General features: G+C 75.0%; 21 protein-coding genes. 15 read left to right on the top strand and 6 right to left on the bottom strand.

Annotated features, from left to right (window positions below; translation table 11 throughout):
• Positions 1-10: 10 nt before the first annotated feature.
• Positions 11-793 (bottom strand): transposase family protein, encoded by a 783-nt coding sequence (locus ACRYM0_RS12775; RefSeq protein WP_432505625.1) that lies wholly within the window; start codon positions 791-793, stop codon positions 11-13.
• Here ACRYM0_RS12775 and ACRYM0_RS12770 point away from each other — a divergent pair.
• Genes ACRYM0_RS12770 through gatB form a run of 6 tightly spaced genes read left to right on the top strand, consistent with a single transcriptional unit; the run spans position 765 to position 8258 of the window.
• Positions 765-2837 (top strand): transposase, encoded by a 2073-nt coding sequence (locus ACRYM0_RS12770; protein WP_432505623.1) that lies wholly within the window; start codon positions 765-767, stop codon positions 2835-2837. The genes ACRYM0_RS12775 and ACRYM0_RS12770 overlap by 29 nt on opposite strands.
• Positions 2838-2848: 11 nt before the next feature.
• Positions 2849-3148, top strand: coding sequence for an Asp-tRNA(Asn)/Glu-tRNA(Gln) amidotransferase subunit GatC (gene gatC / locus ACRYM0_RS12765; RefSeq protein ID WP_432505621.1), 300 nt, complete (start codon positions 2849-2851; stop codon positions 3146-3148).
• Positions 3145-4695, top strand: coding sequence for an Asp-tRNA(Asn)/Glu-tRNA(Gln) amidotransferase subunit GatA (gatA, locus tag ACRYM0_RS12760; RefSeq protein WP_432505619.1), 1551 nt, complete (start codon positions 3145-3147; stop codon positions 4693-4695). The genes gatC and gatA overlap by 4 nt, the downstream gene beginning before the upstream one ends.
• Entirely contained in the window at positions 4692-6095 is a 1404-nt protein-coding gene (locus ACRYM0_RS12755; protein ID WP_432505617.1) for an AAA family ATPase, read from the top strand. The genes gatA and ACRYM0_RS12755 overlap by 4 nt, the downstream gene beginning before the upstream one ends.
• The gene (locus ACRYM0_RS12750; protein ID WP_432505615.1) at positions 6092-6748 is read left to right on the top strand and encodes a DUF4276 family protein; all 657 of its coding nucleotides are present in this window, start codon (positions 6092-6094) and stop codon (positions 6746-6748) included. The genes ACRYM0_RS12755 and ACRYM0_RS12750 overlap by 4 nt, the downstream gene beginning before the upstream one ends.
• Positions 6738-8258 carry an Asp-tRNA(Asn)/Glu-tRNA(Gln) amidotransferase subunit GatB gene (gatB, locus tag ACRYM0_RS12745; RefSeq protein ID WP_432505613.1) on the top strand — a complete coding sequence of 507 codons (1521 nt, stop codon included), beginning with the start codon at positions 6738-6740 and terminating at the stop codon, positions 8256-8258. The genes ACRYM0_RS12750 and gatB overlap by 11 nt, the downstream gene beginning before the upstream one ends.
• 63 nt (positions 8259-8321) lie before the next feature.
• Here gatB and ACRYM0_RS12740 read toward each other — a convergent pair whose 3' ends face one another.
• A complete protein-coding gene (locus ACRYM0_RS12740; RefSeq protein ID WP_432505611.1) occupies positions 8322-9110 on the bottom strand; it encodes a sulfite exporter TauE/SafE family protein in 789 nt (262 codons plus the stop codon).
• A gap of 178 nt (positions 9111-9288) precedes the next feature.
• Here ACRYM0_RS12740 and pflB point away from each other — a divergent pair, with 178 nt between their 5' ends.
• The 4 genes from pflB to ACRYM0_RS12720 all read left to right on the top strand — a co-directional run bounded on the left by pflB (position 9289) and on the right by ACRYM0_RS12720 (position 14488).
• Complete coding sequence (gene pflB, locus ACRYM0_RS12735; protein ID WP_432505609.1) at positions 9289-11586, top strand: formate C-acetyltransferase; 2298 nt, start codon at positions 9289-9291, stop codon at positions 11584-11586.
• A gap of 7 nt (positions 11587-11593) precedes the next feature.
• On the top strand, positions 11594-12388 hold the full coding sequence (pflA, locus tag ACRYM0_RS12730; RefSeq protein ID WP_432505607.1) for a pyruvate formate-lyase-activating protein: 795 nt from the start codon (positions 11594-11596) through the stop codon (positions 12386-12388).
• Positions 12389-12504: 116 nt separating this feature from the next.
• Entirely contained in the window at positions 12505-13704 is a 1200-nt protein-coding gene (locus ACRYM0_RS12725) for an acyltransferase family protein (RefSeq protein ID WP_432505605.1), read from the top strand.
• A 106-nt stretch (positions 13705-13810) separates the two neighbouring features.
• Positions 13811-14488, top strand: coding sequence for a response regulator transcription factor (locus ACRYM0_RS12720; RefSeq protein ID WP_432505603.1), 678 nt, complete (start codon positions 13811-13813; stop codon positions 14486-14488).
• On the opposite strand, the gene ACRYM0_RS12715 is transcribed toward ACRYM0_RS12720, so the two are convergent.
• On the bottom strand, positions 14461-15975 hold the full coding sequence (locus ACRYM0_RS12715) for a sensor histidine kinase (protein WP_432505601.1): 1515 nt from the start codon (positions 15973-15975) through the stop codon (positions 14461-14463). The two genes, ACRYM0_RS12720 and ACRYM0_RS12715, sit on opposite strands and share 28 nt — an antisense overlap.
• Positions 15976-16086: 111 nt before the next feature.
• On the opposite strand from ACRYM0_RS12715, the gene ACRYM0_RS12710 reads away from it, so the two are divergent.
• Positions 16087-16830 carry an SDR family oxidoreductase gene (locus ACRYM0_RS12710; protein ID WP_432505599.1) on the top strand — a complete coding sequence of 248 codons (744 nt, stop codon included), beginning with the start codon at positions 16087-16089 and terminating at the stop codon, positions 16828-16830.
• A gap of 22 nt (positions 16831-16852) precedes the next feature.
• Here the strand turns inward: ACRYM0_RS12710 and ACRYM0_RS12705 are convergent, their stop codons facing one another.
• Positions 16853-17095, bottom strand: coding sequence for a pyridoxamine 5'-phosphate oxidase family protein (locus ACRYM0_RS12705; protein ID WP_432505597.1), 243 nt, complete (start codon positions 17093-17095; stop codon positions 16853-16855).
• Positions 17096-17175: 80 nt separating this feature from the next.
• Here ACRYM0_RS12705 and ACRYM0_RS12700 point away from each other — a divergent pair, with 80 nt between their 5' ends.
• On the top strand, positions 17176-17646 hold the full coding sequence (locus ACRYM0_RS12700; RefSeq protein WP_432505595.1) for a GyrI-like domain-containing protein: 471 nt from the start codon (positions 17176-17178) through the stop codon (positions 17644-17646).
• A 28-nt stretch (positions 17647-17674) separates the two neighbouring features.
• Here the strand turns inward: ACRYM0_RS12700 and ACRYM0_RS12695 are convergent, their stop codons facing one another.
• A complete protein-coding gene (locus ACRYM0_RS12695) occupies positions 17675-18892 on the bottom strand; it encodes a PQQ-dependent sugar dehydrogenase (RefSeq protein WP_432505593.1) in 1218 nt (405 codons plus the stop codon).
• 58 nt (positions 18893-18950) lie between these two features.
• On the opposite strand from ACRYM0_RS12695, the gene ACRYM0_RS12690 reads away from it, so the two are divergent.
• The 3 genes from ACRYM0_RS12690 to ACRYM0_RS12680 all read left to right on the top strand — a co-directional run bounded on the left by ACRYM0_RS12690 (position 18951) and on the right by ACRYM0_RS12680 (position 21734).
• Positions 18951-19871: a 2-hydroxyacid dehydrogenase gene (locus tag ACRYM0_RS12690; RefSeq protein ID WP_432505592.1), complete on the top strand. Its 921-nt coding sequence runs from the start codon at positions 18951-18953 to the stop codon at positions 19869-19871.
• Between the two features lie 443 nt (positions 19872-20314).
• Entirely contained in the window at positions 20315-21166 is an 852-nt protein-coding gene (locus ACRYM0_RS12685) for an alpha/beta fold hydrolase (protein WP_432505590.1), read from the top strand.
• The gene (locus ACRYM0_RS12680) at positions 21159-21734 is read left to right on the top strand and encodes a TetR/AcrR family transcriptional regulator (protein WP_432505588.1); all 576 of its coding nucleotides are present in this window, start codon (positions 21159-21161) and stop codon (positions 21732-21734) included. Before ACRYM0_RS12685 ends, ACRYM0_RS12680 begins: the two co-directional genes overlap by 8 nt.
• 9 nt (positions 21735-21743) lie before the next feature.
• Here ACRYM0_RS12680 and ACRYM0_RS12675 read toward each other — a convergent pair whose 3' ends face one another.
• Entirely contained in the window at positions 21744-22250 is a 507-nt protein-coding gene (locus ACRYM0_RS12675; RefSeq protein ID WP_432505586.1) for a Pr6Pr family membrane protein, read from the bottom strand.
• Positions 22251-22335: the final 85 nt, after the last annotated feature.

Below are 22335 nucleotides of genomic sequence, written 5' to 3'. Positions count from 1 at the left end.
GCAGGACCTGTCAGTCCTTCAGGCGGGCGATGACGTGCTCGGTGCTGGCGCGGCGTCTGCGGTGCAGGCTCCACGCGTGGTCGCGGATGATGCGCCCGGTCGAGTCTTGGGCCGGTGTGTTGATGCCGGTGAGGGATAGGTACGCGCCGTCGGCGAGGACTTCGCGTGCTCGGTCCACACGCAGCCTCTCGCGCTCGGCGCGGGCGACGACGATGTCCTTGCAGTTGCCGAGCCAGGGAGTGCTCAAGGCGGTAACGAGCCGGTCGCAGCGGCGGGCCACGACTTGCACGGTGATGCTGCGCCGGTAGTCCTTGCTCGGTGCCGTCAGCGTCTGGTCGTGCACGGGGATGAGGGTGCCGTCCAGGACGGCCACGCAGCGGCGCCCATGCGCGGTGGGCCCAGCCAGGTCGAGCGCGGCCAGGCGGGGCGTGATGTCGGTGACGACGCGCTGCACCATCGACCGGGTCAGGTCGAAGACGGCCGCGAGCTGGCGGGTGGTGAGGTTCGTGCGCAGCGCTGCCGCGATCAGCAGGATGCGTTGTGCCGGTGGCAGCGTCCGTGGTCGACCTCGTTGGCGGCGCTGGGGCGAGGTTGACGTGCTGTTCGCGATGCGGCCGGTCAGCTCGGCCAGGGCGCGTTCGCTCAAGCCGGTCAGGACGCTCAGTTGCTGCCATCGCACGTTCCGTACCGTGGACGTGCTGCGCCCACGGGCGCAGTGATCGGCTTGCCGCGTCGTGTCGGTGCCCTGCTCTAGGCTGCGGTGCGTGGTCGTGGGGACGGTGTCGGCAGGCATGAACGCGCCCGTAGCGCCGCCGTCCGAGCCCACTGCGCCTGCGACCACTGCGCCTGCGGTGTCGCCGAAGCGGCGTGGTGCCTCCAAGCAGGCGAACTGGCGGCGCGACCCTGACGCCGCGACCGCGGTGATCGCACTGGAATTGGACTGCACCGCTCCGCAGACCCGTGGGTGGGTGGAGAAGATGTTCGCCGCGGCGTTTCAGCTTCGTCGCGCGGTGCAGTCCACCGCCCGCTCCCGTCAGGACGCGTACTGGGCCTCGCACCACTTGCGCCAGATCGACGCCAAGGCTGCACGCGAGCATTTCGGCTTGAACCGTGCGAGGTTGGAAGCCGCCGCCTACCGGCACCTGGACGAGTCCGTGTGGATGCGTCAGCACCTGACGAAGGCGCTGGCGATGCACCTGGCGGATCAGGTGTGGGCCACGTGCGAGCGGAACCTGTTTCGCGACGATGCAGGCAACAGGCAAGGGCGGGTGCGGATCGGGCAGTGGTTCGACTTCACCCGCATCCCCGGCCGCGCCCGTTCCCACACGAAACAGCGAACCTGGGAGACGTTCCGCCTGGTCGGTTCCCTGGAAGCGCATTCGGCCGCCTACCGCCCGACCCGGAACGCTCCGCCGCGCTCGGCGATCACCCAGCCCGCTCGCCTGTCTGCACCCGTCAAACCGCGCGGGGGCTGGTGGAACTACGACGGGCCACTGGCCGTGGTGTTCACGGGCCTGCCTGCGGGCGATCTCGTGCTGCCGGTCCGCCTGCCGCAGGGGCTCGGGCAGTGGGCGCGCATCGAGCACTTCCTCGCCGATCCCAGTGCCTGGCACAAGATCGACCTGGTGCGGGTGCAGGACTTCCGCGCGAGCGGTGGCTGGCGCTACTACGCGCACCTGATGGTGCTCAAGAGCGGCTGGACCAGTCCGGCCCGCGCCGCTGCCCGCGAAACCGTACGCGCTACAGCCGGTGAACGACTGGCGGGCGTGGACGCGAACGTCTCGAACGTCGCCGTCGTCTCGTTCGCACCGCGCACCGGCGCGGTGGACCAGCGCCTGCACGCCCGCGACCTGCGCGCGGACCACCTCAGCGTCACGCCCGCCCAGCGCGCCGCCGCGGCGCGGGCGGCACAGCAGGCGGCGGCACGGGCCAGGAAGCTGGAACGTTCCCGCCGGGTCGCCAACGCGCAGCAGTACGCACCTTCGCCCGGCCAAGCGCAGCGCGCCGCCCGGCGCGAAGCACGGGGCCTGACGGCGCGGACCGTCCATCTTCCCAAGGGCGCACGGGTGGCCGGCACGAACGGCATCCCGCGACAGGCGTACCGGCGCGACACGCTCACTCCCGCCTACCGCACCATCCGCGCGAAGCACGGTGAAGCGGCCCGCGGGCAGGTCCGTGCCCGCGACGCGCGCGCCCGCGACGTCGCCGAACGCATCGTCGCCCGGCACGGAGCGCGCCTGGTCATCGAGGACCTGGCGATGAGCGCGTGGGTGCGCCGGTGGGGCAAGGCGATGGGCTTGTTCACCCCCGGGCGCCTGATCGCGGCCCTGGAAGCGGAGACCACCGCCTGCGGCGGGGGCTTGGCCCGGGTCAGTGCCCGCACCACCGCCTTGTCGCAGACGTGCCCGTGCCTGGCCCGGGTCAAGAAGCCCCTCGCCCAGCGTGTGCACGCCTGTGCCTGCGGCATCCACGGTGATCGCGACCTGGTCTCCGCTGCGATGGGCGCGTGCGTCACGCTCACGAATCCGACCGATCCCGCGAGCGCGGCGGTCGATCCCACTCTTGCGGGCGCGCTCGCGCGCCTGCTGGCAGGGCAGCAAGAGGCCCTGGTCCGGTCAACCACACCTCGCCCGCCTAGGCCCCGTCGGGGGTCGAGGCGTTCAGTGAACGTGGCAGTTCCCCGCCGTGGGGTGGCCTCTGCCGGACGCGCCGGTGAGACCTGCGAGACCCCCGATGAGACCCCGCCTACGGGGACCACGCGGGACTGCGCAGACGACGAGCGCCAGCTCGTCACATCACCGGTACTGAGTCACGCAGCATTACGACTCAGCTCTTAGACTCACCCGTCGTGTCCACCATCTCCCGTCCCGAGGTCGAGCACCTCGCGCGCCTGGCGCGCATCGACATGACCGACGAGGAGCTGGACCGGATGGCCGGCCAGCTCGGGGCGGTCCTCGACGCGGTCCAGCAGGTCGCCTCCGCCGTCTCCGACGACGTGCCCGCCACCTCGCACCCCGTGCCCCTGACCAACGTCACCCGCCCCGACGTGGTGCGCCCGGGCCTGAGCGCCGAGGAGGCGCTCGCGGGCGCCCCCGAGGCCGAGGACGGGCGCTTCCGCGTCCCGCAGATCCTGGAGGAGGACGCGTGAGCGGCGTCTCCGAACTCGTCCGCTGGGACGCCGCGCGACTGGCTGAGGGCCTGCGCGCGAAGGTCGTCTCCTCCGAGGAGGTCGTCCGGGCGCACCTGGAGCGCATCGAGGCCGTCGACGGCCCCACCTCCGGTGAGAACCCCCACGGGGTGCACGCCTTCCTGCACGTCGACGCCGAAGGGGCGCTGGCCCGCGCCCGCCAGGTGGACGCCGACCGCGCCGCCGGCGCGGTGCTGGGCCCGCTGGCCGGGGTGCCGATCGGCGTCAAGGACGTCCTGACGACGCGGGGCATGCCGACGACGTGCGGCTCCCGGATGCTCGAGGGCTGGGTGCCGCCGTACGACGCGACCGTGGTGCGCGAGCTGCACGGTGCCGGTCTGGTCGTGCTGGGCAAGACGAACATGGACGAGTTCGCGATGGGCTCGACCACCGAGCACTCCGCGTTCGGCCCCACCCGCAACCCGTGGGACCCCACGCGCATCCCCGGCGGTTCCGGCGGCGGCTCCGCCGCGGCGCTGGCCGCGTTCGAGGCGCCCCTGACGATCGGTTCGGACACCGGCGGCTCCATCCGCCAGCCCGCCGCCGTCACCGGCACCGTCGGCGTCAAGCCCACCTACGGCGGGGTCTCCCGCTACGGCCTGGTGGCGCTGGCCAGCTCCCTGGACCAGGCGGGCCCGTGCGGGCGCACCGTCCTGGACACCGCCCTGCTGCACGCCGTCATCGGCGGCCACGACCCGTACGACTCCACCTCCATCCCCGCCCCGGTGCCGGACGTCGTGGGCGCCGCGCAGCGGGGCGCCACCGGCGACCTCACCGGCGTGAAGGTCGGCGTGGTGCACGAGCTGTCCGGCGAGGGGTACGAGCCCGGGGTCCTGGCCCGTTTCACCGAGGCCCTCGACGAGCTGCGCGCCGCCGGGGCCGAGGTCGTCGAGCTGAGCCTGCCGAACATCGTGCACGCCCTGGCCGCGTACTACCTGATCCTGCCCAGCGAGGCGTCCAGCAACCTCGCCAAGTACGACGGCATGCGCTACGGCCTGCGGGTCACCCCCGCCGGTGACGGCGTCACCGCCGAGCAGGTCATGCGCGCCACCCGCGCCGCCGGTTTCGGCGACGAGGCCAAGCGCCGCATCATCCTGGGCACCTACGCCCTGTCGGCCGGCTACTACGACGCCTACTACGGCAGCGCGCAGAAGGTCCGCACCCTGGTGCAGCGCGACTTCGCCGCCGCCTTCGGGCAGGTGGACGTGCTGGTGTCCCCGACGGCGCCGACCACGGCGTACCGGCTGGGGGAGAAGCTGGACGACCCGCTGGCGATGTACGCCGGCGACGTGGCGACCATCCCGGCGAACCTCGCCGGCATCCCCGGCATGTCCCTGCCGGTCGGGCTGTCCGACGGGTTGCCCGTGGGGCTGCAGGTCCTCGCCCCCCAGCAGGCCGACGACCGGCTGTACCGGGTGGGTGCCGCGCTCGAGGCGCGGCTGACGGCGAAGTGGGGCGGTCCGCTGCTGGCGCAGGTCCCGGAGTGGAAGGGCGCGGGCTCGGCGTGATCACCAAGCTGGAGGTCGACGGGTTCAAGTCCTTCGCGGGCTTCTCCGTCGACCTCCGCCCGTTCACGGCGATCGTCGGCGCCAACGCCAGCGGCAAGTCGAACATCTTCGACGCCCTGACCCTGCTGTCGCGCCTGGTGTCGATGCCGGTCGCTCAGGCGCTGGCCGGTGGACGGGGGGAGGCTGCCGAGCAGTTCCGCCGCCACGGTTCCCAGGCCGCCACCCGGATGGCTTTCGCCGTCGAACTCCTGCTCGACCCCGAGGTGGAGGACACGTTCGGCACGCGCGAGGTCCTGCCGCACACACGGGTCCGGTACGAGATCACGCTGGAGGTGCGCGAGGGGGAGGACGGGATCAGCCGTCCCTGGGTGGAGTCTGAGTTCATCCGCCCCCTGACGGCGTCCGAGGACCCGTTGCGGCGAACGGTGAGCCCGGCCTTCGCGGAAGCTCACCTCAAGTACGGCGCCAGCCGGTGGACGATCCTCCGCACCGAGGGCACCGGTCGCGAGAAGAGGTTCGTCTTCACCCCGCGGCGTGCCGGGGAGAGCCGGCAGGGGCACCCCCGCGTCCTCCCCGCCGGCAGCGCGACGGCCTCGGTCCTCACGAGCGTGCCGACCGCGGACTTCTCGCCGCTGCTGTACGCGGTGCGCCGGGAGGTCGAGCGCTGGCGCGTCCTGCAGCTGGACCCGGCGGCCCTGCGGCAGCCGTCGCCCGTCGGCCAGGCCACCGACCGCCTCCAGCGGGACGGGGCCAACCTGGCGTGGGTGCTCGAGACGATCGCCCGGGCCTCACGCAGGGGTGGTCCCGGGCTGGACGCCCTGGCAGCGGACCTGGCGCGGGTGATCCGCGGTTTCTCAGCCGTGGAGGTCGCGGAGAACGACGCCCGAGGTCAGTGGGAGGTCGTCCTGCGCAGCAGGGACGAGGGCGCCATCAGCGCCCGCGTGGCCTCGGACGGCACCCTCCGCCTCCTCGCGGTCCTGGCTGCCCTCTACGAGCCCGAAAGTCCGGGCGTCCTGTGTTTCGAGGAACCGGAGAACGGGATCCAGCCGGCGCGCCTGGGGCCCCTGGTGCAAGTGCTGCGAGACCTCGTGACGGACACGGCCTCCGACCCGGTGCTCGACGCCGGCGGCAAGCCCTCGCCGCTCGTGCAGCTCCTCGTCTCCAGCCACTCGCCCAAGCTCCCGCTCACGTCCCTCGTCGACGAACTCGTCGTCGTCGACTCCACGGCACGCGTCGAGGCGGACGCCGTCTCCCGCGTGACCCGCGCGCGCCGGGTGCTCGAGGAGGACGAGGAGCTCCCCGAGGACGCTGACGCCCAGCTCGTCCTCCCGTTCTCGGCGCGGGCCGAGCAGAGCGGCCTGACGCGGGAGGAGGCCGAGCGCGTGGTGGACCCCCTGTGAGGTACCTGGCCGCAGTCGTCCTGCTCGAGGGGCGCAGTGACGAGGAGTTCCTCCCGGTGGTCGTCCAGCGGTCCCTGCAGGACCTCTGCCACCGGTGGGTGGAGGCGCCGGTGGAGGTGGACGTCCGCCCTGTCGTGGTGAGCAACCCGAGCGACGTCGCCAGGCCGAGGTGGATCGTCGACAGAGCTCGCCGGGAGAGGCCGCACGTGGTCCTCCTGCACGTCGACGGGTCCGCCGACGTCGCCCGCGAGCTCCGCAAGTCTTTCGAGCCGGTCGCGGAGGCGTGGCGGCGTGACGGTGGGGCGGCGCAGCTGCTCCCGCTGGTCCCCGTCCGCGAGATGGAGGCGTGGGCGCTCGCCGACCGCCGCGAGCTCGAGCGGGTCGTGGGAGCGGGGCTGGACGCCTCGAGGATCCACGAGGCGGATCGGCTGGCGACCCCCGAGAGCCTCAGCGACCCCAAGGCCACTCTGCGGGACGTCGCCGCACTGGGCGTGCGCCCTCGGCGCAGGGCGCCCGGTCCCGAGGTGTACCTGCCGCTCCTCGCCGAGCGCATCCCCCTGGAGTCGCTGCGAACCCTGCCGTCCTTCCGTGCCTTCGAGCACGACATCGAGAACCTGCTGGACACCCTTGGTTGGAGGACCCGTGACCGTTGACCTGATCGACTACGACGAGGCCGTCGCGCAGTTCGACCCGGTGCTGGGCCTGGAGGTCCACGTCGAGCTGTCGACCGTGACGAAGATGTTCTCCGCGGCGCCCACCGAGTTCGGCGCCGCGCCGAACACCCAGGTGGACCCCACCTCGCTGGGGCTGCCCGGTGCGCTGCCGGTGCTGAACGCCAAGGCGCTGGAGTCCGCGGTCCGCATCGGCCTGGCGCTGAACTGCACGATCGCGTCGTACTGCCGCTTCGCCCGGAAGAACTACTTCTACCCGGACATGCCGAAGAACTTCCAGACCTCCCAGTACGACGAGCCCATCGCGTACGACGGGTGGTTGGACGTCGACGTCCCCGCCAGCGAGGACGGCTCCAAGCCGGCGTTCACCTACCGGGTGCTCATCGAGCGCGCCCACATGGAGGAGGACACCGGCAAGTCCCTGCACGTGGGCGGTTCCACGGGACGCATCCACGGTGCGGAGTACTCCCTGGTGGACTACAACCGCGCCGGCATCCCGCTCATCGAGATCGTCACCAGGCCCCTGGAGGGCACCGGCGACCGCGCCCCCGACGTGGCGCGCGCCTACGTGGCCGCGCTGCGCGACCTGCTGCGCGCCCTGGACGTCTCGGACGTGAAGATGGAGCAGGGTTCGCTGCGCTGCGACGTGAACCTCTCGCTGCGCCCGAGCCCGGAGTCCCCGCTGGGCACCCGCTCGGAGACGAAGAACGTCAACTCGCTGCGCTCGGTGGAGCGGGCCGTGCGCTACGAGGTCTCCCGCCACGCCGCCGTCCTGCGCGCGGGGGAGAGGGTCGTGCAGGAGACCCGCCACTGGCACGAGGACACCGGCCTGACCACCTCGGGGCGGGAGAAGTCCGACGCGGAGGACTACCGCTACTTCCCCGAGCCGGACCTCGTGCCGATCACGCCCGACCCGGCGTGGGTGGAGGAGTTGCGCGCCACGCTGCCCGAGCCGCCGGCGCAGCGGCGCAAGCGGCTGCAGGCCGAGTGGGGGTTCTCCGACCTGGAGATGCGCGACACCGCCAACGCCGGCGCGGTCGACCTCGTGGAGGCCACCGTCGCCGCCGGCGCCTCGCCGGCCGGCGCCCGCAAGTGGTGGACCGGCGAGCTCTCGCGCCGCGCGAACGCCGAGGGCGTGGAGCTGTCCGCGCTGCGGGTGGGCCCGGCCGAGGTCGCCGAGCTGCAGGCGCTCGTGGAGGCCGGCACCCTCACCGACCGCCTGGCGCGCGAGGCGCTGGACGGCATGCTCGCCGGGGAGGGCAGCGCCGCGCAGGTCGTCGAGGCGCGCGGGCTGGCCGTCGTCTCCGACGAGTCAGCGCTGGTGGCCGCGGTGGACGCCGCGATCGCCGCCAACCCCGGCGTGGTGGAGAAGATCCGCGGCGGCAAGGCCCAGGCCGCCGGTGCCCTCATCGGTGCCGTGATGAAGGAGATGCGCGGCAAGGCCGACGCCGCGCGCGTGCGCGAGCTCGTCGTGGAGCGCGTCGGGAGCTGAGCCCCGGTGCGGCGCGGGGCCCGGCGCGGTGCTGCGCCGGGCCCCGCGCCGCGGGGGCGTCCGTCAGCGCACCAGGACGACGAACGACGTGACCCCCAGCAGCACGATGAACGCCCGCAGCACCGGCGCGGGCAGCCGGCGGCCGAACCGGGCCCCCAGCGCACCCCCGACGAGGGAACCGGCCGCCACCAGGCCGGCCGCCGCCCAGTCGACGCGGTGTGCCGCGGTGAGGGCGTACGCCGCCGCCGCGACCGCGTTGACCACCGTCGTCAGGACGTTCTTGACCGCGTTCAGCCGCTGCAGGGGCAGCTGCACGAGCAGGCCGAAGACGCCGACCTGCAGGACGCCCTGGCTGGCGGCGAAGTAGCCGCCGTAGGTGCCCGTGGCGTACGCGCCCAGGACCAGGCCGGCCAGGCGCCGCGGGGTGACGACGGGCGTGAGGGCCCCCGCCGGGGCGGTGCCGTCCCGGCGGCCGGCGAGCCGGGTGCCGATCAGGGGCTGGAGCACCACGAGGAGCACGGCCAGCGCCACCAGGGCGGGGACGACCGCACCGAAGGCCGCTGCGGGCAGGTGGAGCAGCAGGAAGGCCCCGGTGACGGCGCCGAGCGCGGAGGCGGGCAGCAGGCGCAGCACCAGCGGGCCCAGGCCGCGCAGCTCGCGCCGGTACCCCACCGCGCCGGCCAGGTTCCCGGGCACCAGGCCCATCGAGTTGGTGATCGTCGCGCTCACCGGCGGCAACCCGGCGGCCAGCAGGGCGGGGAACGTCACCAGCGTGCCGGAACCGACGACGGCGTTGACCGCCCCGGCGACCAGGCCGGCCAGCGCCACCACGGCCGCGTCCCACGGGGACATCGCACCACCTCTCGCCACCGCCCGGTGGGGTGGTCCTCGTCGCCCGTCGCAGCATAGGCGCCGGCCCCGCGGTGAGACGCGGCTCACCCCGCCGCCCGCCGGACCGGGACCTTCGCCCCGCGAGGTGGGCGCTGCGCGTGCCGAGACTGGGAGCACCGGCACGAGGAGGAGAACGACGATGACCGCGACGACCGAACGCCCGGCGGGGACGACCACGGCCCCGGGAACGCACGGTGCGCAGACGCAGGACCCGGCGCCCTGGCGCGGGTTCGCACCGGGCCGCTGGTGTGAGCAGATCGACGTCCGCGACTTCATCCAGCGCAACTACGAGCCCTACACCGGGGACTCCTCCTTCCTGACCGGCCCCACCGAGCGCACCCGTGCGGTGTGGGCGAAGCTCACCGCGATGTTCCCCGCCGAGCGCGCGAAGGGCGTGCACGACGTCGACGTGGACACCCCCTCGACGATCACCAGCCACGCCCCCGGGTACGTCGACCCCGAGCTGGACCTCATCGTCGGCCTGCAGACCGACGCCCCGCTGCGCCGGGCGATCATGCCCAACGGCGGGCTGAAGATGGTCCAGGACGGCCTGGCGGCCTACGGCTACGAGCTGCCCGAGCACGTCGCGGAGATCTTCACGAAGTACCGCAAGACCCACAACCAGGGTGTCTTCGACGCCTACACGCCGGCCATCCGCGCCGCCCGCCGCTCCCACGTCATCACCGGCCTGCCCGACGCCTACGGCCGCGGCCGCATCATCGGCGACTACCGGCGCCTGGCGCTGTACGGCACCGCGCGCCTCGTCGAGGGCAAGAAGGCCGAGCGCGCCCTGCTCGACGCGCGCCCCAGCACCGCCGAGGTCGTGCAGCTGCGCGAGGAGAACTCCGAGCAGGTCCGCGCCCTGGGCGAGCTGGAGCAGATGGCCGCCTCCTACGGCTACGACATCAGCCGCCCCGCCCGCACCGGCCGCGAGGCGATCCAGTGGCTGTACTTCGCCTACTTGGCCGCGGTGAAGGAGCAGAACGGCGCGGCGATGTCCCTGGGGCGCACCGCCACGTTCGTCGACGTGTTCCTGCAGCGCGACATCGCCGAGGGGCGGCTCACCGAGCAGGACGCGCAGGAGCTCGTCGACGACTTCGTCGTCAAGCTGCGCATCGTGCGGTTCCTGCGCACCCCCGCCTACGACGAGCTGTTCTCCGGCGACCCGACCTGGGTGACGGAGTCCATCGGCGGCATCGGCGAGGACGGCCGCCCGCTGGTCACCCGCACCTCCTTCCGCTACCTGCAGACCCTGTACAACCTCGGCCCGGCACCCGAGCCGAACCTCACGGTGTTCTGGTCCCCGGACCTGCCGCGGGGTTTCAAGGAGTTCGCCGCCAAGGTGTCCGTCGACACCAGTTCCATCCAGTACGAGAGCGACGACCTGATGCGCCCGGTCACGGGCGACGACACCGCCATCGCGTGCTGCGTGTCGGCCATGGCGGTCGGCAAGCAGATGCAGTTCTTCGGCGCCCGGGTGAACCTCGCCAAGACGCTCCTGTACGCGATCAACGGCGGCCGCGACGAGGTCAGCGGTGTTCAGGTGGCCCCGGCCGCCGAGCCGGTGGCCGGTGACGTCCTGGACTACGACGACGTCGTGGCCAAGCTGGAGCCGATGATCGCCTGGCTCGCCGAGACGTACGTCAGCGCCCTGAACGTCATCCACTACATGCACGACAAGTACGCCTACGAGCGCATCGAGATGGCCCTGCACGACCTGGTCGTCGACCGCACCCTGGCCTGCGGCATCGCGGGGCTGTCGGTGGCGGCGGACTCCCTGTCGGCGATCAAGCACGCCACGGTGCGCCCGGTGCGCGACGAGACCGGTCTCGTCGTGGACTACGTGGTCGAGGGCGACTACCCCGCCTACGGCAACGACGACGACCGCGCCGACGACATCGCCCTGTGGCTGGTGCACCGCTTCATGCAGGAGATCCGCAAGCACGAGACGTACCGCGGTGCGCGCCACACCCAGTCGGTGCTGACGATCACCTCGAACGTCGTCTACGGCAAGAACACCGGCAACACCCCCGACGGGCGCCGCGCCGGGGCGCCGTTCGCGCCCGGGGCCAACCCCATGAACGGCCGCGACCGGCACGGCATGGTCGCCGCGGCGCTGTCGGTGGCGAAGATCCCCTACGAGGACGCCCTGGACGGGATCTCCCTGACCACGTCCGTCACCCCCGACGGGCTGGGGCGCACCGCGCAGGAGCGGGTGGGCAACCTCGTCGGCGTCCTGGACGGGTACGTGGCCTCCGGTGGTTTCCACATGAACGTCAACGTCCTGGACCGGGCCACCCTGCTGGACGCCATGGAGCACCCGGAGCTGTACGGCCAGCTGACGATCCGCGTGTCCGGCTACGCCGTCAACTTCGTCCGCCTGACGCGCGAGCAGCAGCTGGACGTCATCAACCGCACCTTCCACGGCTCGTTGTGAGGACCCGGTGAGCACCACCTCCGTCGCCCGGCCCCTGCCGGGCGCCACCCTCGACGGCGTCGACATCGACGCCGTCGAGGGCCGGATGCACTCCTGGGAGCTCGTCACCGCCCTGGACGGTCCCGGCACCCGCCTGGTGACCTGGGTGACGGGCTGCTCCCTGCGCTGCCAGTACTGCCACAACCCCGACACGTGGGACGTGGGCGGCGGCACCCCGGTCACGGTGGGCGAGCACGCCCGCCGCCTGGTGCGCTACCGCTCGTTCCTGCGCGCCTCCGGCGGCGGGGTGACGGTCTCGGGCGGTGAACCGCTGATGCAGCCGGCGTTCACGGCGGCGTTCCTGCGCCGCGCCAAGGAGCTGGACCTGCACACCGCGCTGGACACCTCCGGCTACCTCGGTCTGCGCGCCGGCGACGAGCTGCTCGACGACGTGGACCTGGTCCTGCTGGACGTCAAGAGCTCGGACCCGGCCACGTACAAGCGCGTCACCGGCCGCACCCTGGCGCCGACGTTGCGCTTCGCCGAGCGCCTGGCCGAGCGCGGCAACCGCATGTGGATCCGCTTCGTCCTGGTGCCGGGGCTGACCGACGAGGCGGAGAACGTGGCGGGCGTGGCGCGCATCGCCGCCGCGCTCGGGCCGGTCGTCGAACGCGTCGAGGTCCTGCCGTACCACAGCATGGGCCGTTCCAAGTACGAGCGGATGGGCCTGCCGTACCCCCTGGAGGGCACCCCGGCGCCCACGGCCGAGCAGGCCGAGCGCGCCCGCGACGCCTTCCGCGCGCAGGGTCTGACCACGTACTGACCACCGGCCGGCCGCGCAGCCACCTCCAGCCGGCCACCGCCTTCAGCGTCCTCTCAGCGTCCCCGTGCCAGCCTGCGCGCCGGCAGAGCGGGTAGGACGAGCGGGGGGAGGGCGGCGTGACCGTCGTCGAGCGCGGGCACGAGCAGCGGCGGGGCCCGGTGGCGCGCACCGGTGGCGGCGGGTTCCGCCCCGACGTGGAGGGGCTGCGGGCGGTGGCCCTGAGCCTGGTGCTGCTGTTCGCGGCCGGTGCCCCCGTGGTCCGCGCGGGCAACATCGGCGTCGACGTGTTCTTCGTCATCTCCGGGTTCCTCATCACCGGCCTGCTGGTGCGCGAGGCGGGGCGGACCGGCCGCGTCTCGCTGCGCGACTTCTACGCCCGCCGCGTCCGCCGCATCTTGCCCAGCTCCGCCGTCGTGGTGCTGGCCACCCTGCTGGGCGCCGTGCTGCTGCTGCCGGCCGAGCGGGTCTCCGCGATCGCCCGCGACGCCGTCGCGGCGAGCCTGCAGGTGGCGAACTGGTGGTTGCTCTCCTTCGGGCACGACGAGCTGGGCGAGGAGGTGGCCCACAGCCCGCTGAAGCACTACTGGACGCTGGCGGTGGAGGAGCAGTTCTACCTCGTGTGGCCGCTGCTCGTGCTGGTGGTCGCCCGCCGCGCCCGTGCCGGGCGCCTGCGGCGCGACCTCGCGGTGACCCTGGCGGTGCTGAGCGCCGCCTCGTTCGCGGCGTGCGTCGTGCTCACCGCGCGGGCCGGGTCGTTCGGCTACCTGAGCACCGTGACGCGGGCGTGGCAGTTCGGCTCCGGCGGGCTGCTGGCCCTGGCCGCCCCGTGGATCGCGGCCCGCTGCGCCGGCGGGCGCGGTGCCGCGCTGCTGCGGTCCGCGGGCTGGGCCGGGGCCCTCGCGCTGGCGCTCAGCGCCGTCGTCGCCAACCGCCTGCCGTACCCGGGCAGCGTCGCGCTGGTGCCCACGCTGGCCGCGGTCGCGCTCATCGCCGCGGGGACCTGCGGCTCGGGCAGCGGCTCGGTGGGGCGGGTGCTGTCGTGGGCGCCGCTGCGCACCTGCGGGCGCCTGTCGTACGTCTGGTACCTGTGGCACCTGCCCGCCGCGGTGCTCGCCGTCGAGGTGCTGGGCGCCACCGCGTGGTGGCAGGTGCTGGCCGTGGAACTGGCGGCCGTGGTGCCGGCGCTGCTCACGGCCCGGTTCGTGGAGGGCCCCCTGCGGTTCTCGCCGCTGGTCGCGGCCTCCGCCCGGCGCGGGCTCGTCCTGGGAGCCGTCACCACCGCGCTCCCGCTCACCGCGGGGCTCGCGCTGGCCTGACCGCGCCTGTGCCGCCCTGCGCCGCCCCTGCGCCGTCCGGGTGCCGGCGGGGCCCGGAGGGCGCCCCGGCTGCCTACCCTGCCCCCGTGGGCGCGGGACGGACGTCGTGAGGGTGCTGGTGGTCGAGGACGAGGTGGCCCTCGCCGAGACCCTGCGCCGGGGCCTGTCCGCGGAGGGGTTCAGCGTGGACGTCGCCCACGACGGGCGCGAGGGGTTCTGGCGGGCGCGGCAGCTGGAGTACGACGTGCTCGTGCTGGACCTCATGCTGCCGCTGCGCAACGGCTACGAGGTGTGCCGCGACCTGCGCGCCGCCGGCGTGTGGACCCCCGTGCTCGTCCTGAGCGCCAAGGACGGCGAGTACGACCAGGTCGACGCCCTCGACCTGGGCGCCGACGACTTCCTCGCCAAGCCGTTCTCCTTCCCGGTCCTGGTCGCGCACCTGCACGCGCTGGTGCGGCGCGGCGCCCCCGAGCGGCCGGTGGAGCTCGCGGCCGGCGACCTGCGCCTGGACCCCACCACCCGCCGGGTGCACCGCGGCGCGGTGCCCGTGGAACTGACGGCGCGCGAGTTCGACCTGCTGCACCACCTCATGCGCCACCGCGACGAGGTCGTCAGCAAGGCCCGCATCCTCGACGCGGTGTGGGACCCGCACGCCTGCACCGACCCCAACGTGGTGGAGGTGTACGTGCGCTACCTGCGCCGCAAGATCGACGTCCCGTTCGGGCGAGCGGCGATCCAGACGGTGCGCGGCGCGGGCTACCGCCTGGCCGCGGACGGCGGCTGACGCCCACCCACCGGTTCGTCGCCCACCGGTTCGTCGCCCGCCCCGTCCGGCTCCTGCGCGGCCAGCGGCAGGCGCACCTCGAACTCCGCCCCCGGGGCCGGCCGCGCGCCGGTGCAGCGCACCGAGCCGCCGTGCGCGGCGACGGCCGCGGCGACGATCGCCAGCCCCAGCCCGGTGCCGCCGGTGGCGCGTTCCCGGCTGTCCTGCAGGCGCACGAAGCGGTCGAAGACCCGCTCGCGGTCGGCCTCCGGCACGCCCGGGCCGTCGTCGGTGACGCTCAGCACCGCGTCCGGGCCGACGGTGCGCACGGCCAGCAGCACCCGCCCGCGCGCGTGCCGGGCGGCGTTGTCGATGAGGTTGCGCACCACCCGCGTCAGCTGCCCCGCATCGCCCAGGACCCGGGCGGGTGCGGTGCGCACCACCACCTCCAGCGCCGTGCTGGCGCGCAGCCGGGCCCCCTCCGACTCCAGCAGCCCGTCCAGGTCCACCTCGGTGCGCGCCGGTGCCGGCGCCCCCTCGTCGGCGCGGGCCAGCAGCAGCAGGTCCGCGACCAGGCGCTCCAGCCGCACGGCCTCGCCGCCCACCAGTTCGGCGAACTCCGCGGGTGCGGTGGCGCCGGGGTGCAGGCGCTGCACCTCGGCGGCCGCGCGCAGCGTCGCGACGGGGCTGCGCAGCTCGTGGCTGGCGTCGGCCACGAACCGGCGCTGCGCCCGCTGGGAGGCCTGCAGCCGCGCCAGCATCGCGTTCATCGTCCGCGCCAGGCGGGAGACCTCGTCGTCGCCGGCGGGCACGGGGACCCGGCCGGCCAGGTCGTCGGAGGTGATGCCGTCGACCGTGCGGCGGATCGCCTCCACCGGGCGCAGCGAGCGCCCCACGAACACCCGCGTGGCGGCCCCGGCAGCCACGAGCAGCAGGGCGCCGCCAGCGGCGAGCAGCACCGCGGCGGTGCGCAGGGTGGCCCGCACGCCGGCGGTGCTCTCGGCGACCACGACGGTGTACCGCAGGCCGTCCGCGCTGGCGCCCAGCACGGCCACCAGCCGGGGCTCCTCGCCCAGCTCGGGCAGCGTGCGCACCTCCACCTCGGCCTGCGCGACGGCCGGCACCCGCAGGGACAGCGGCGGCAGCCCGGCCAGGGCGCGGCTGGCCGTGACGACGGCCCCGTCGGTGACCACCTGCACGTGCGTGCCGCGGGCCTCGTCGGCGCCGACCAGGGCGTCCAGCCGCGCGCGGGCCACCGGGTCGGTCCCCTCCAGGGCTCCCGGGGTGACCGCGACCCGCACCAGCCGGGCCTGCACCAGCGCGGCGGTGGCGACCGTGTCCAGCAGGGATCGGCGCAGCACCAGCAGGCCGCCGGTGCCGGTGACGACGCCGATCAGCGCCAGCACGAGCACGGCCGCCACCGTGGAGCGCGTCCGCATGCCCGCGGCGGCCCACCAGCGGACCGCTCGCGCGCGGTGCCGCGCGCGCAGGGGTTCGGCGGGTGCCACGGGTCCTCCGGGGGGTCGGCGCACGGGCAGGCTAACCACCGCGGCGCGGCGCCGGGGCGTCGTGGACGGCCCCGTTCGCCCGTCCGGGGCCCTCCCCCTAGGTTCGGGGGCATGGAGCTGAGGGGTGAGGTGGCGCTGGTCACCGGTGCGGGCAGCGGGCTCGGTGCCGCGATCGCGAAGGAGCTGGCCGCGGCCGGCGCGAAGGTCTGGGTCAGCGACGTGCGGCAGGAGGCCGCCGACCGCACGGTGGCCGAGATCGCGCAGGGCGGCGGGGCCGCCGCGCCGCTGGTGCTGGACGTGGGCGACCCGGTGGCCGTGCAGGCCGCCGTCGCCTCGGTGCGCGACCAGGACGGGCCCGTCGACGTGCTGGTCAACAACGCCGGTTTCGACGTGTGCACGCCCATCGAGCACCAGACCGCCGAGCAGGCCGAGCGCGTCGTCGCCACGAACCTCCTGGGCCCGATGTACCTGGTGGCCAACACCTACCCGGCGATGCTGGAGCGCAACCACGGCTACGTGGTGAACACCCTGTCCACCGCCGCGCGGCGGGTGTGGACCGAGGCGTCGGCGTACGCGGCCAGCAAGCACGGCCTGCGCGCCTACACCGCCGCGCTGTTCAAGGAGGCCCAGCGCGACTGCAAGCAGCGCCACGGCTCCATCGGCGTGGGCGTCAGCGGCCTGATCCCCGGGGGGATGGCGACGCCGTTCGTCACCGACCGCTTCCCCGACGCGGACCTGACGAAGCTGCAGGAGCCCGCCACGGTGGCGCGGGCCCTGATGACGGTGTTCGCGACCTGGCCGGACAGCGTCGTGCCGGAACTGGCGGTGCTGCCCCCGGGCGAGTCCTCCTGGTGAACCCCTCCTGGTGGACCGCGGCTCAGCCCACGACGTGGACCTTGTCGACGGCGATGCTCAGGACCACGCGCACCTGGTCCCTCCCGCCGTACCAGGGGTACGGGCCGCCGGTGTACTTCCGGGACAGGGCCTCGATGTGCTCGACGCCACCGTCGGTGTCCACCCAGGTCTGGGTCAGCTGCGGCGAGCCGTCCGGCATCGTCGTCGCCAGGTAGCAGGTGCTCGGTGCGCGCAGCAGTTCCAGCAGCTCGGGGTTCAGGCTCACGGTTCTCCTCGGGGGTCGTCGAACTCACCCCGACGCCAGGGCCTGGTGCCCCACCCCACCCACCGGTAGCGTCGCCGGCGGTGATCGGCAGCAGTGCGTGGACGGGGGCGGGCGTGCGGGTCGTGCGGCGTGAGCAGACCGTGGTGGTGGGGTTCCCCGTGGTGGGTCCCTTCGCCGAGCTGGGCGCGCTCGTGCCGGCTGCGTGGCAGCGGGTGTTCGCCCGCCGCGACGAGCTCCCGCCACCGGTGGACGGCGCGTTCGCCGAGCTCAGCTCGTACCTCGGCGACGGCGCCTACCACGAGGTCGTGGGCGTGGCGCTGCCCCGGCCGCCGCAGGTGCCGGGCAGGTGGGCGGTGGCCGTGGCCCCCGAGGGGGAGTACGCCCACCACCGCCACGAGGGACCGGTCGAGGCGATCGGGGAGGGGTTCGGCGTCCTGCTCGACGCCGTGCAGGCGCAGGGGCGCACCCCCGGGGACCTCAAGCTCGACGTCGGGTACCGCGCCGACGGGCGGCAGGGCGCCCACGACCTGTACGTCCACCTGCCCGGCTGACGCCCCGGCACGGCAGGGCCCGCCCGCGTCAGCGCAGCGGGACGCTCACCAGCCGGTCGTCGCCGACGCGGGGTTCGCCGCGGAACGTGTTCGACGTCAGGATCCACAGGGACCCGTCGGGCCCCACCGCCACGGTGCGCAGCCTGCCCAGCACGCCCTCCAGGTGCGCGGTGGGCGTGCCGGTGGGCCCGTCGGGGTTCAGCGGCACCCGCCACAGCCGCTCGCCGCGCAGGCCTGCGACGTACACCGCGTCGGGGGTCACGGTCAGCCCGCTGGGGGACGCCTCGGAGGTGGCCCACGTCTGCACGGGGGCGACGAAGCGGCCGCCGCCGTCGCCGGGTCCCTCCACCTCCGGCCAGCCGTAGTTCCCGCCGGGGCGGATGACGTTCAGCTCGTCGTAGGCGTCCTGGCCGAACTCGGCGGCGATGAGCCGGCCGGTGGAGTCCCAGCCCAGGCCCTGCGGGTTGCGGTGCCCGTAGGACCACGTCGGTGAGCCGGGGAACGGGTTGTCCGGCGGCACGGCGCCGTCGGCGGTCACGCGCAGGACCTTCCCCGCCAGGGAGCGCGGGTCCTGCGCCGCCCCGCGCTGCTGCGCGTCCCCGGTGCCGACGTAGAGCATCCCGTCGGGCCCGAAGGCGATGCGCCCGCCGTTGTGGGTGGAGTTCTTCGGGATCCCGGTGAGGATCGGCCGCGGGTCGGTGAGCCTGTCGTCCGCGTAGGTGTACCGCACGACGCGGTTGTCGTCGCGGGCGGTGAAGTACAGGAACACCTGCCCGTCCTCGGCGAACCCCGGGGACAGGGCGATGCCCAGCAGGCCCCCCTCGCCGCCGGGCACCACGCCGTCCACCGCGCCGCCCTCGCCGGTGGCGGCCACCTGCGCCAGGACCCCCGGCCCGGTGCGCACCACGCGGGCCTGGTCCCGCAGCGTCACCAGCGCCGTGCCGTCGGGCAGCACGGCCAGCCCCCACGGCACGTCCAGCCCCGTGGTCACGTCCACGGGCTCGCCGGGGACCCCCACGGCGGCGGCCGTCGCGCCGCCCGGGGCGGTGGTCGCGGGCGGGGCCGCCGCGCCCGCGGAGCCGGGGGCCGTGGCGCTGGAACCGGCCGCGGACGTGCCGGTCGGGGTGGCGCCGCCGGTGGCCCCCTCGCCGGTGGCCGGCCCGGCCGTGCACCCCGCCGCCAGCAGCAGGGCCACCAGGGCCCCGGCGGCCCGCGGGTGGGCGGAGCGGTGCGTCGTCGGGGACATGCCCCCATCGTCACCCGCGGTCCACCGGCGCGCACCGGCTCCTGGGTAGCGTGCGCGGGTGAGCGCTCCCGAGCCCCTCGTCGTCAGCCTCCCCACGCCGTCGTGGGTCCGCGCCGTCGGCCCGCTGGAGGGGGTGGACCTCGTCGTCTGGAACGGCACCGGCGCCCCGCCGGACCCGGCGCCCGCCCTCGTCGTCCCGCCGTACGTGGCGACCCCGGACCTGAGCGGCGTCGCCGGCTGCGCCGCGGTGGAGGCCGTGCAGCTCATGACGATCGGTTTCGACGGGGTGCCGCAGCAACTGCCCGGGCGCGTCGTGCTGTGCAACGCCGCGGGGGTGCACGAGGCGTCCACCGCGGAACTGGCGGTGGGGCTCGTGATCGCCCGGCTGCGGGGGATCGACGACGACGCCCGGGCCATGGCGCACGCCCGCTGGGCGCCCTCGCGGCGCACGGCGCTCGCGGACCGGCGGGTCCTGCTCGTCGGGTTCGGCGGCGTCGGGCGCGCCGTCGCCGCGCGCCTGGCGGCGTTCGAGGTGCAGGTCACCGCGGTCGCCTCCCGCGCCCGCGTGCAGGACGGGGTGCCGGTGCGCGCCGTCGCGGACCTGCCCGCCCTGCTGCCCGAGCACGACGTCGTGGTGCTGGCCTGCCCGCTGACGGAGGGCACCCGGGGCCTGGTGGACGCCGGTTTCCTGTCCGCGATGCCCGACGGCGCGCTGCTGGTGAACGTGGCCCGCGGCCCCGTGGTGGACACCGCCGCGCTGCTCGCCGAGGTGCGCACCGGCCGCCTGGGCGCCGCGCTGGACGTCACCGACCCCGAACCCCTGCCGCCGGAGCACGAGCTGTGGCGCACCCCCGGCGTCCTGGTCACCCCGCACGTCGGGGGCAACAGCACGGCGTTCCGGCCGCGCATGGTGCGGTTGCTGCGCGAGCAGGTGCGGCGGCGGCTCGCGGGGGAGGGGTGGCTGAACGTCGTGCGCTGAACCCGCGCCCCGTACCTGGCGCTCGTACCCCGCGCCCCGTGGTCGCGGGGGTGGGGCCGGTGGCGGGTGCTGCGGCCGGCTCTCCGCCCGCTGCCGGGTGCACCGCCTCACCTCGACCGGAGGGGCGGGCTCCGGACGCCGGCCTCCGCACCCGCCACCGGCCTCCGCTCCCTCACCCTGCGCGGGGGCGGGGTGGACGACGGGGGCGGAGGGCGAGCCGGGTGCGGTCCCGTCTCCCGAGGCGAGGTGGAAGGGGGGCGGGGTGGTCCCGGCGGTGGGCGTCCGGAGCCCGCGCCCGACGAGGACGGGTGAGGTTTCCGCGGGACCGGGCGCGGGCGGAGAGCCCGCCAGAGGGAGCACCCCGCCACCCGGGCGAGAACCCCGCACAGGCGAGTGGAGCTACCCCCTTGAACCTCTTGGCTAATACCGTTAACTTCTTGACCATGACCCCCACCGAGTTCCTGGACCGCCCCGGCGGCCGCATCGCCACCACGAGCGCCGGCACCGGCCCGCTCGTCGTCGCCGTCCCCGGGATGGGCGATCTCCCGAGCGCGTACCGCGACCTCGCCGGTGAGGTGGTGGACGCCGGGTTCCGCCTGGTCCTGGCCGACCTGCGCGGTCACGGCGCCTCGGACACCACGTTCCGCGAGCACGGCGACGAGGCGACCGCCGACGACCTGATCGCCCTGCTCGAGGACGCCGGCGAACCCGCCGTCCTGGTGGGCAACTCCATGAGCGCCTCCGCCGCCGTGATCGCCGCCGCGCGCCGGCCCGACCTCGTGACCGGCCTGGTGCTGATCTGCCCCTTCCTGCGGCCCACCACCCCGCGCCGGGCCGACCCGCTCGTGCGCCTGGCGTTCCGGGTCCTGCTGGCCCGCCCGTGGGGCGCGCGCGCGTGGACGGCGGCCTACGCGCGGCTGAACCGGGGGCGCCGCGCCCCCTGGCTCGGCGAGCACCTGCGCGAACTGCGCGCCTCCCTGTCCGACCCGGCGCGCCTGGCGTCGCTGCGCCGCCTCGCGGTCTGCCTCGACCACTCCGTCGTGCCGCCGCACCTGCCCCGCGTCACCGCGCCGGCCCTGCTCGTCGTGGGCGCCCTCGACCCGGACTACCCGGACCCGGCCGCCGAGCTGTCCTGGATGTCCGACCAGCTGCCCGCCGAGACGCTCCTGGTGCCCGAGGCCGGGCACTACCCGCACGCCCAGCGCCCGGACGTCGTCACCCCCCGCGTCGTGCGGTTCCTGCAGCGGGTGCGCACCGGCACCGCCGGTACCGCCGGGACGGTCGCCGGTGCCTAGGGCGGGCCTGTCCCGCAGCGCGGTCGTCGCCCTGGCCGTCGAGCTCGCCCAGGGTTCCTGGAACGGGCCGTCCGAGCTGTCGCTGTCCGCCGTCGCCGCCCGTGCCGGGGTGTCCACCCCCAGCCTCTACAAGCACGTCGCCTCCCTCGCCGAGCTGCGCGCGGGGGTCGCCCTCGTCGCGGTGCGGGAGCTGACCGGCGCGTGCACCGCCGCGACCGTCGGCCGTTCCGGCGAGGACGCGCTGCGCGCCCTGGCCGGTGCCGTGCGAGGTTTCGCACGGGACCGCCCCGGCCTGTACGCGGCGGTCCAGTTCGACGCCGCCGCCGGCACGACCCCCGAGCTGGCGGCGGCGGCCGCCGCGCTCGTGGCCCTCTTCTCGGCCGTCCTGCGCGGTTTCGGCCTGCCCGAGGAGCGTTCCGTCGACGCCGTCCGCACCGTCCGCGCGGCCGTGCACGGCTTCGTCGTCCTGGAGGCCCAGGGGGGGTTCCAGCTGCCCGACGACGTCGGCCGCAGCCTCGACACCCTGCTCGACGTCCTCGCCGCGGGACTGCGCTCCCTCGCGCCCTGATCCGGGGCCTCAGCGCCCGGGCGAGCGTGGCAGGCGGGTGTCGAGCAGGCGCAGCACGCCCGCCAGCACGACCCCCGCGAGGAGCACCACACCGGTCCCGGCCAGCGCCGCCGGCACGCCGATCGCGCTCGCGTCCAGGAACGGGTAGGGGTACCAGCCCGTCGCGGCGCCGTGCGCGAACGTCCACGCCACCCACGCCAGCGGCCACGCGAAGGCCAGGACCACGGTGCGCCGGTCCAGCCGGGGCCGGGGACCGAACAGCAGCCAGCCCAGCACGGTCGCCACCGGCGAGACGTAGTGCACCGCGGCGTTCAGCCACCGGTCGACGCCGCTGTGCTGCAGCCCCGGGCCCAGGACCGTCGCGTACACCACCCCGGTGATCGTGATGCCCAGCAGCGCGTCCAGCCGCAGCACCCGCCACGCGGGCCCGTCGCGGTCCGGCCGCAGCGCCAGGGACGCCGCGGCGGCCAGCACGATGACGTTGCTCTGGATCGTGAAGTAGCTGAACAACCGCACCAGGGCCGTGGGGGGGGGGGGGGGGGGGGGGGGGGGGGGGGGGGGGGGGGGGGGGGGGGGGGGGGGGGGGGGGGGGGGGGGGGGG

The sequence above is a fragment of the Kineococcus arenarius subsp. arenarius genome (assembly GCF_050871845.1).
Classification (GTDB): Bacteria; Actinomycetota; Actinomycetes; order Actinomycetales; family Kineococcaceae; genus Kineococcus.
Note: the sequence above shows the minus strand (reverse complement) of the source record. Positions and strands in the feature narration are given on the sequence as shown.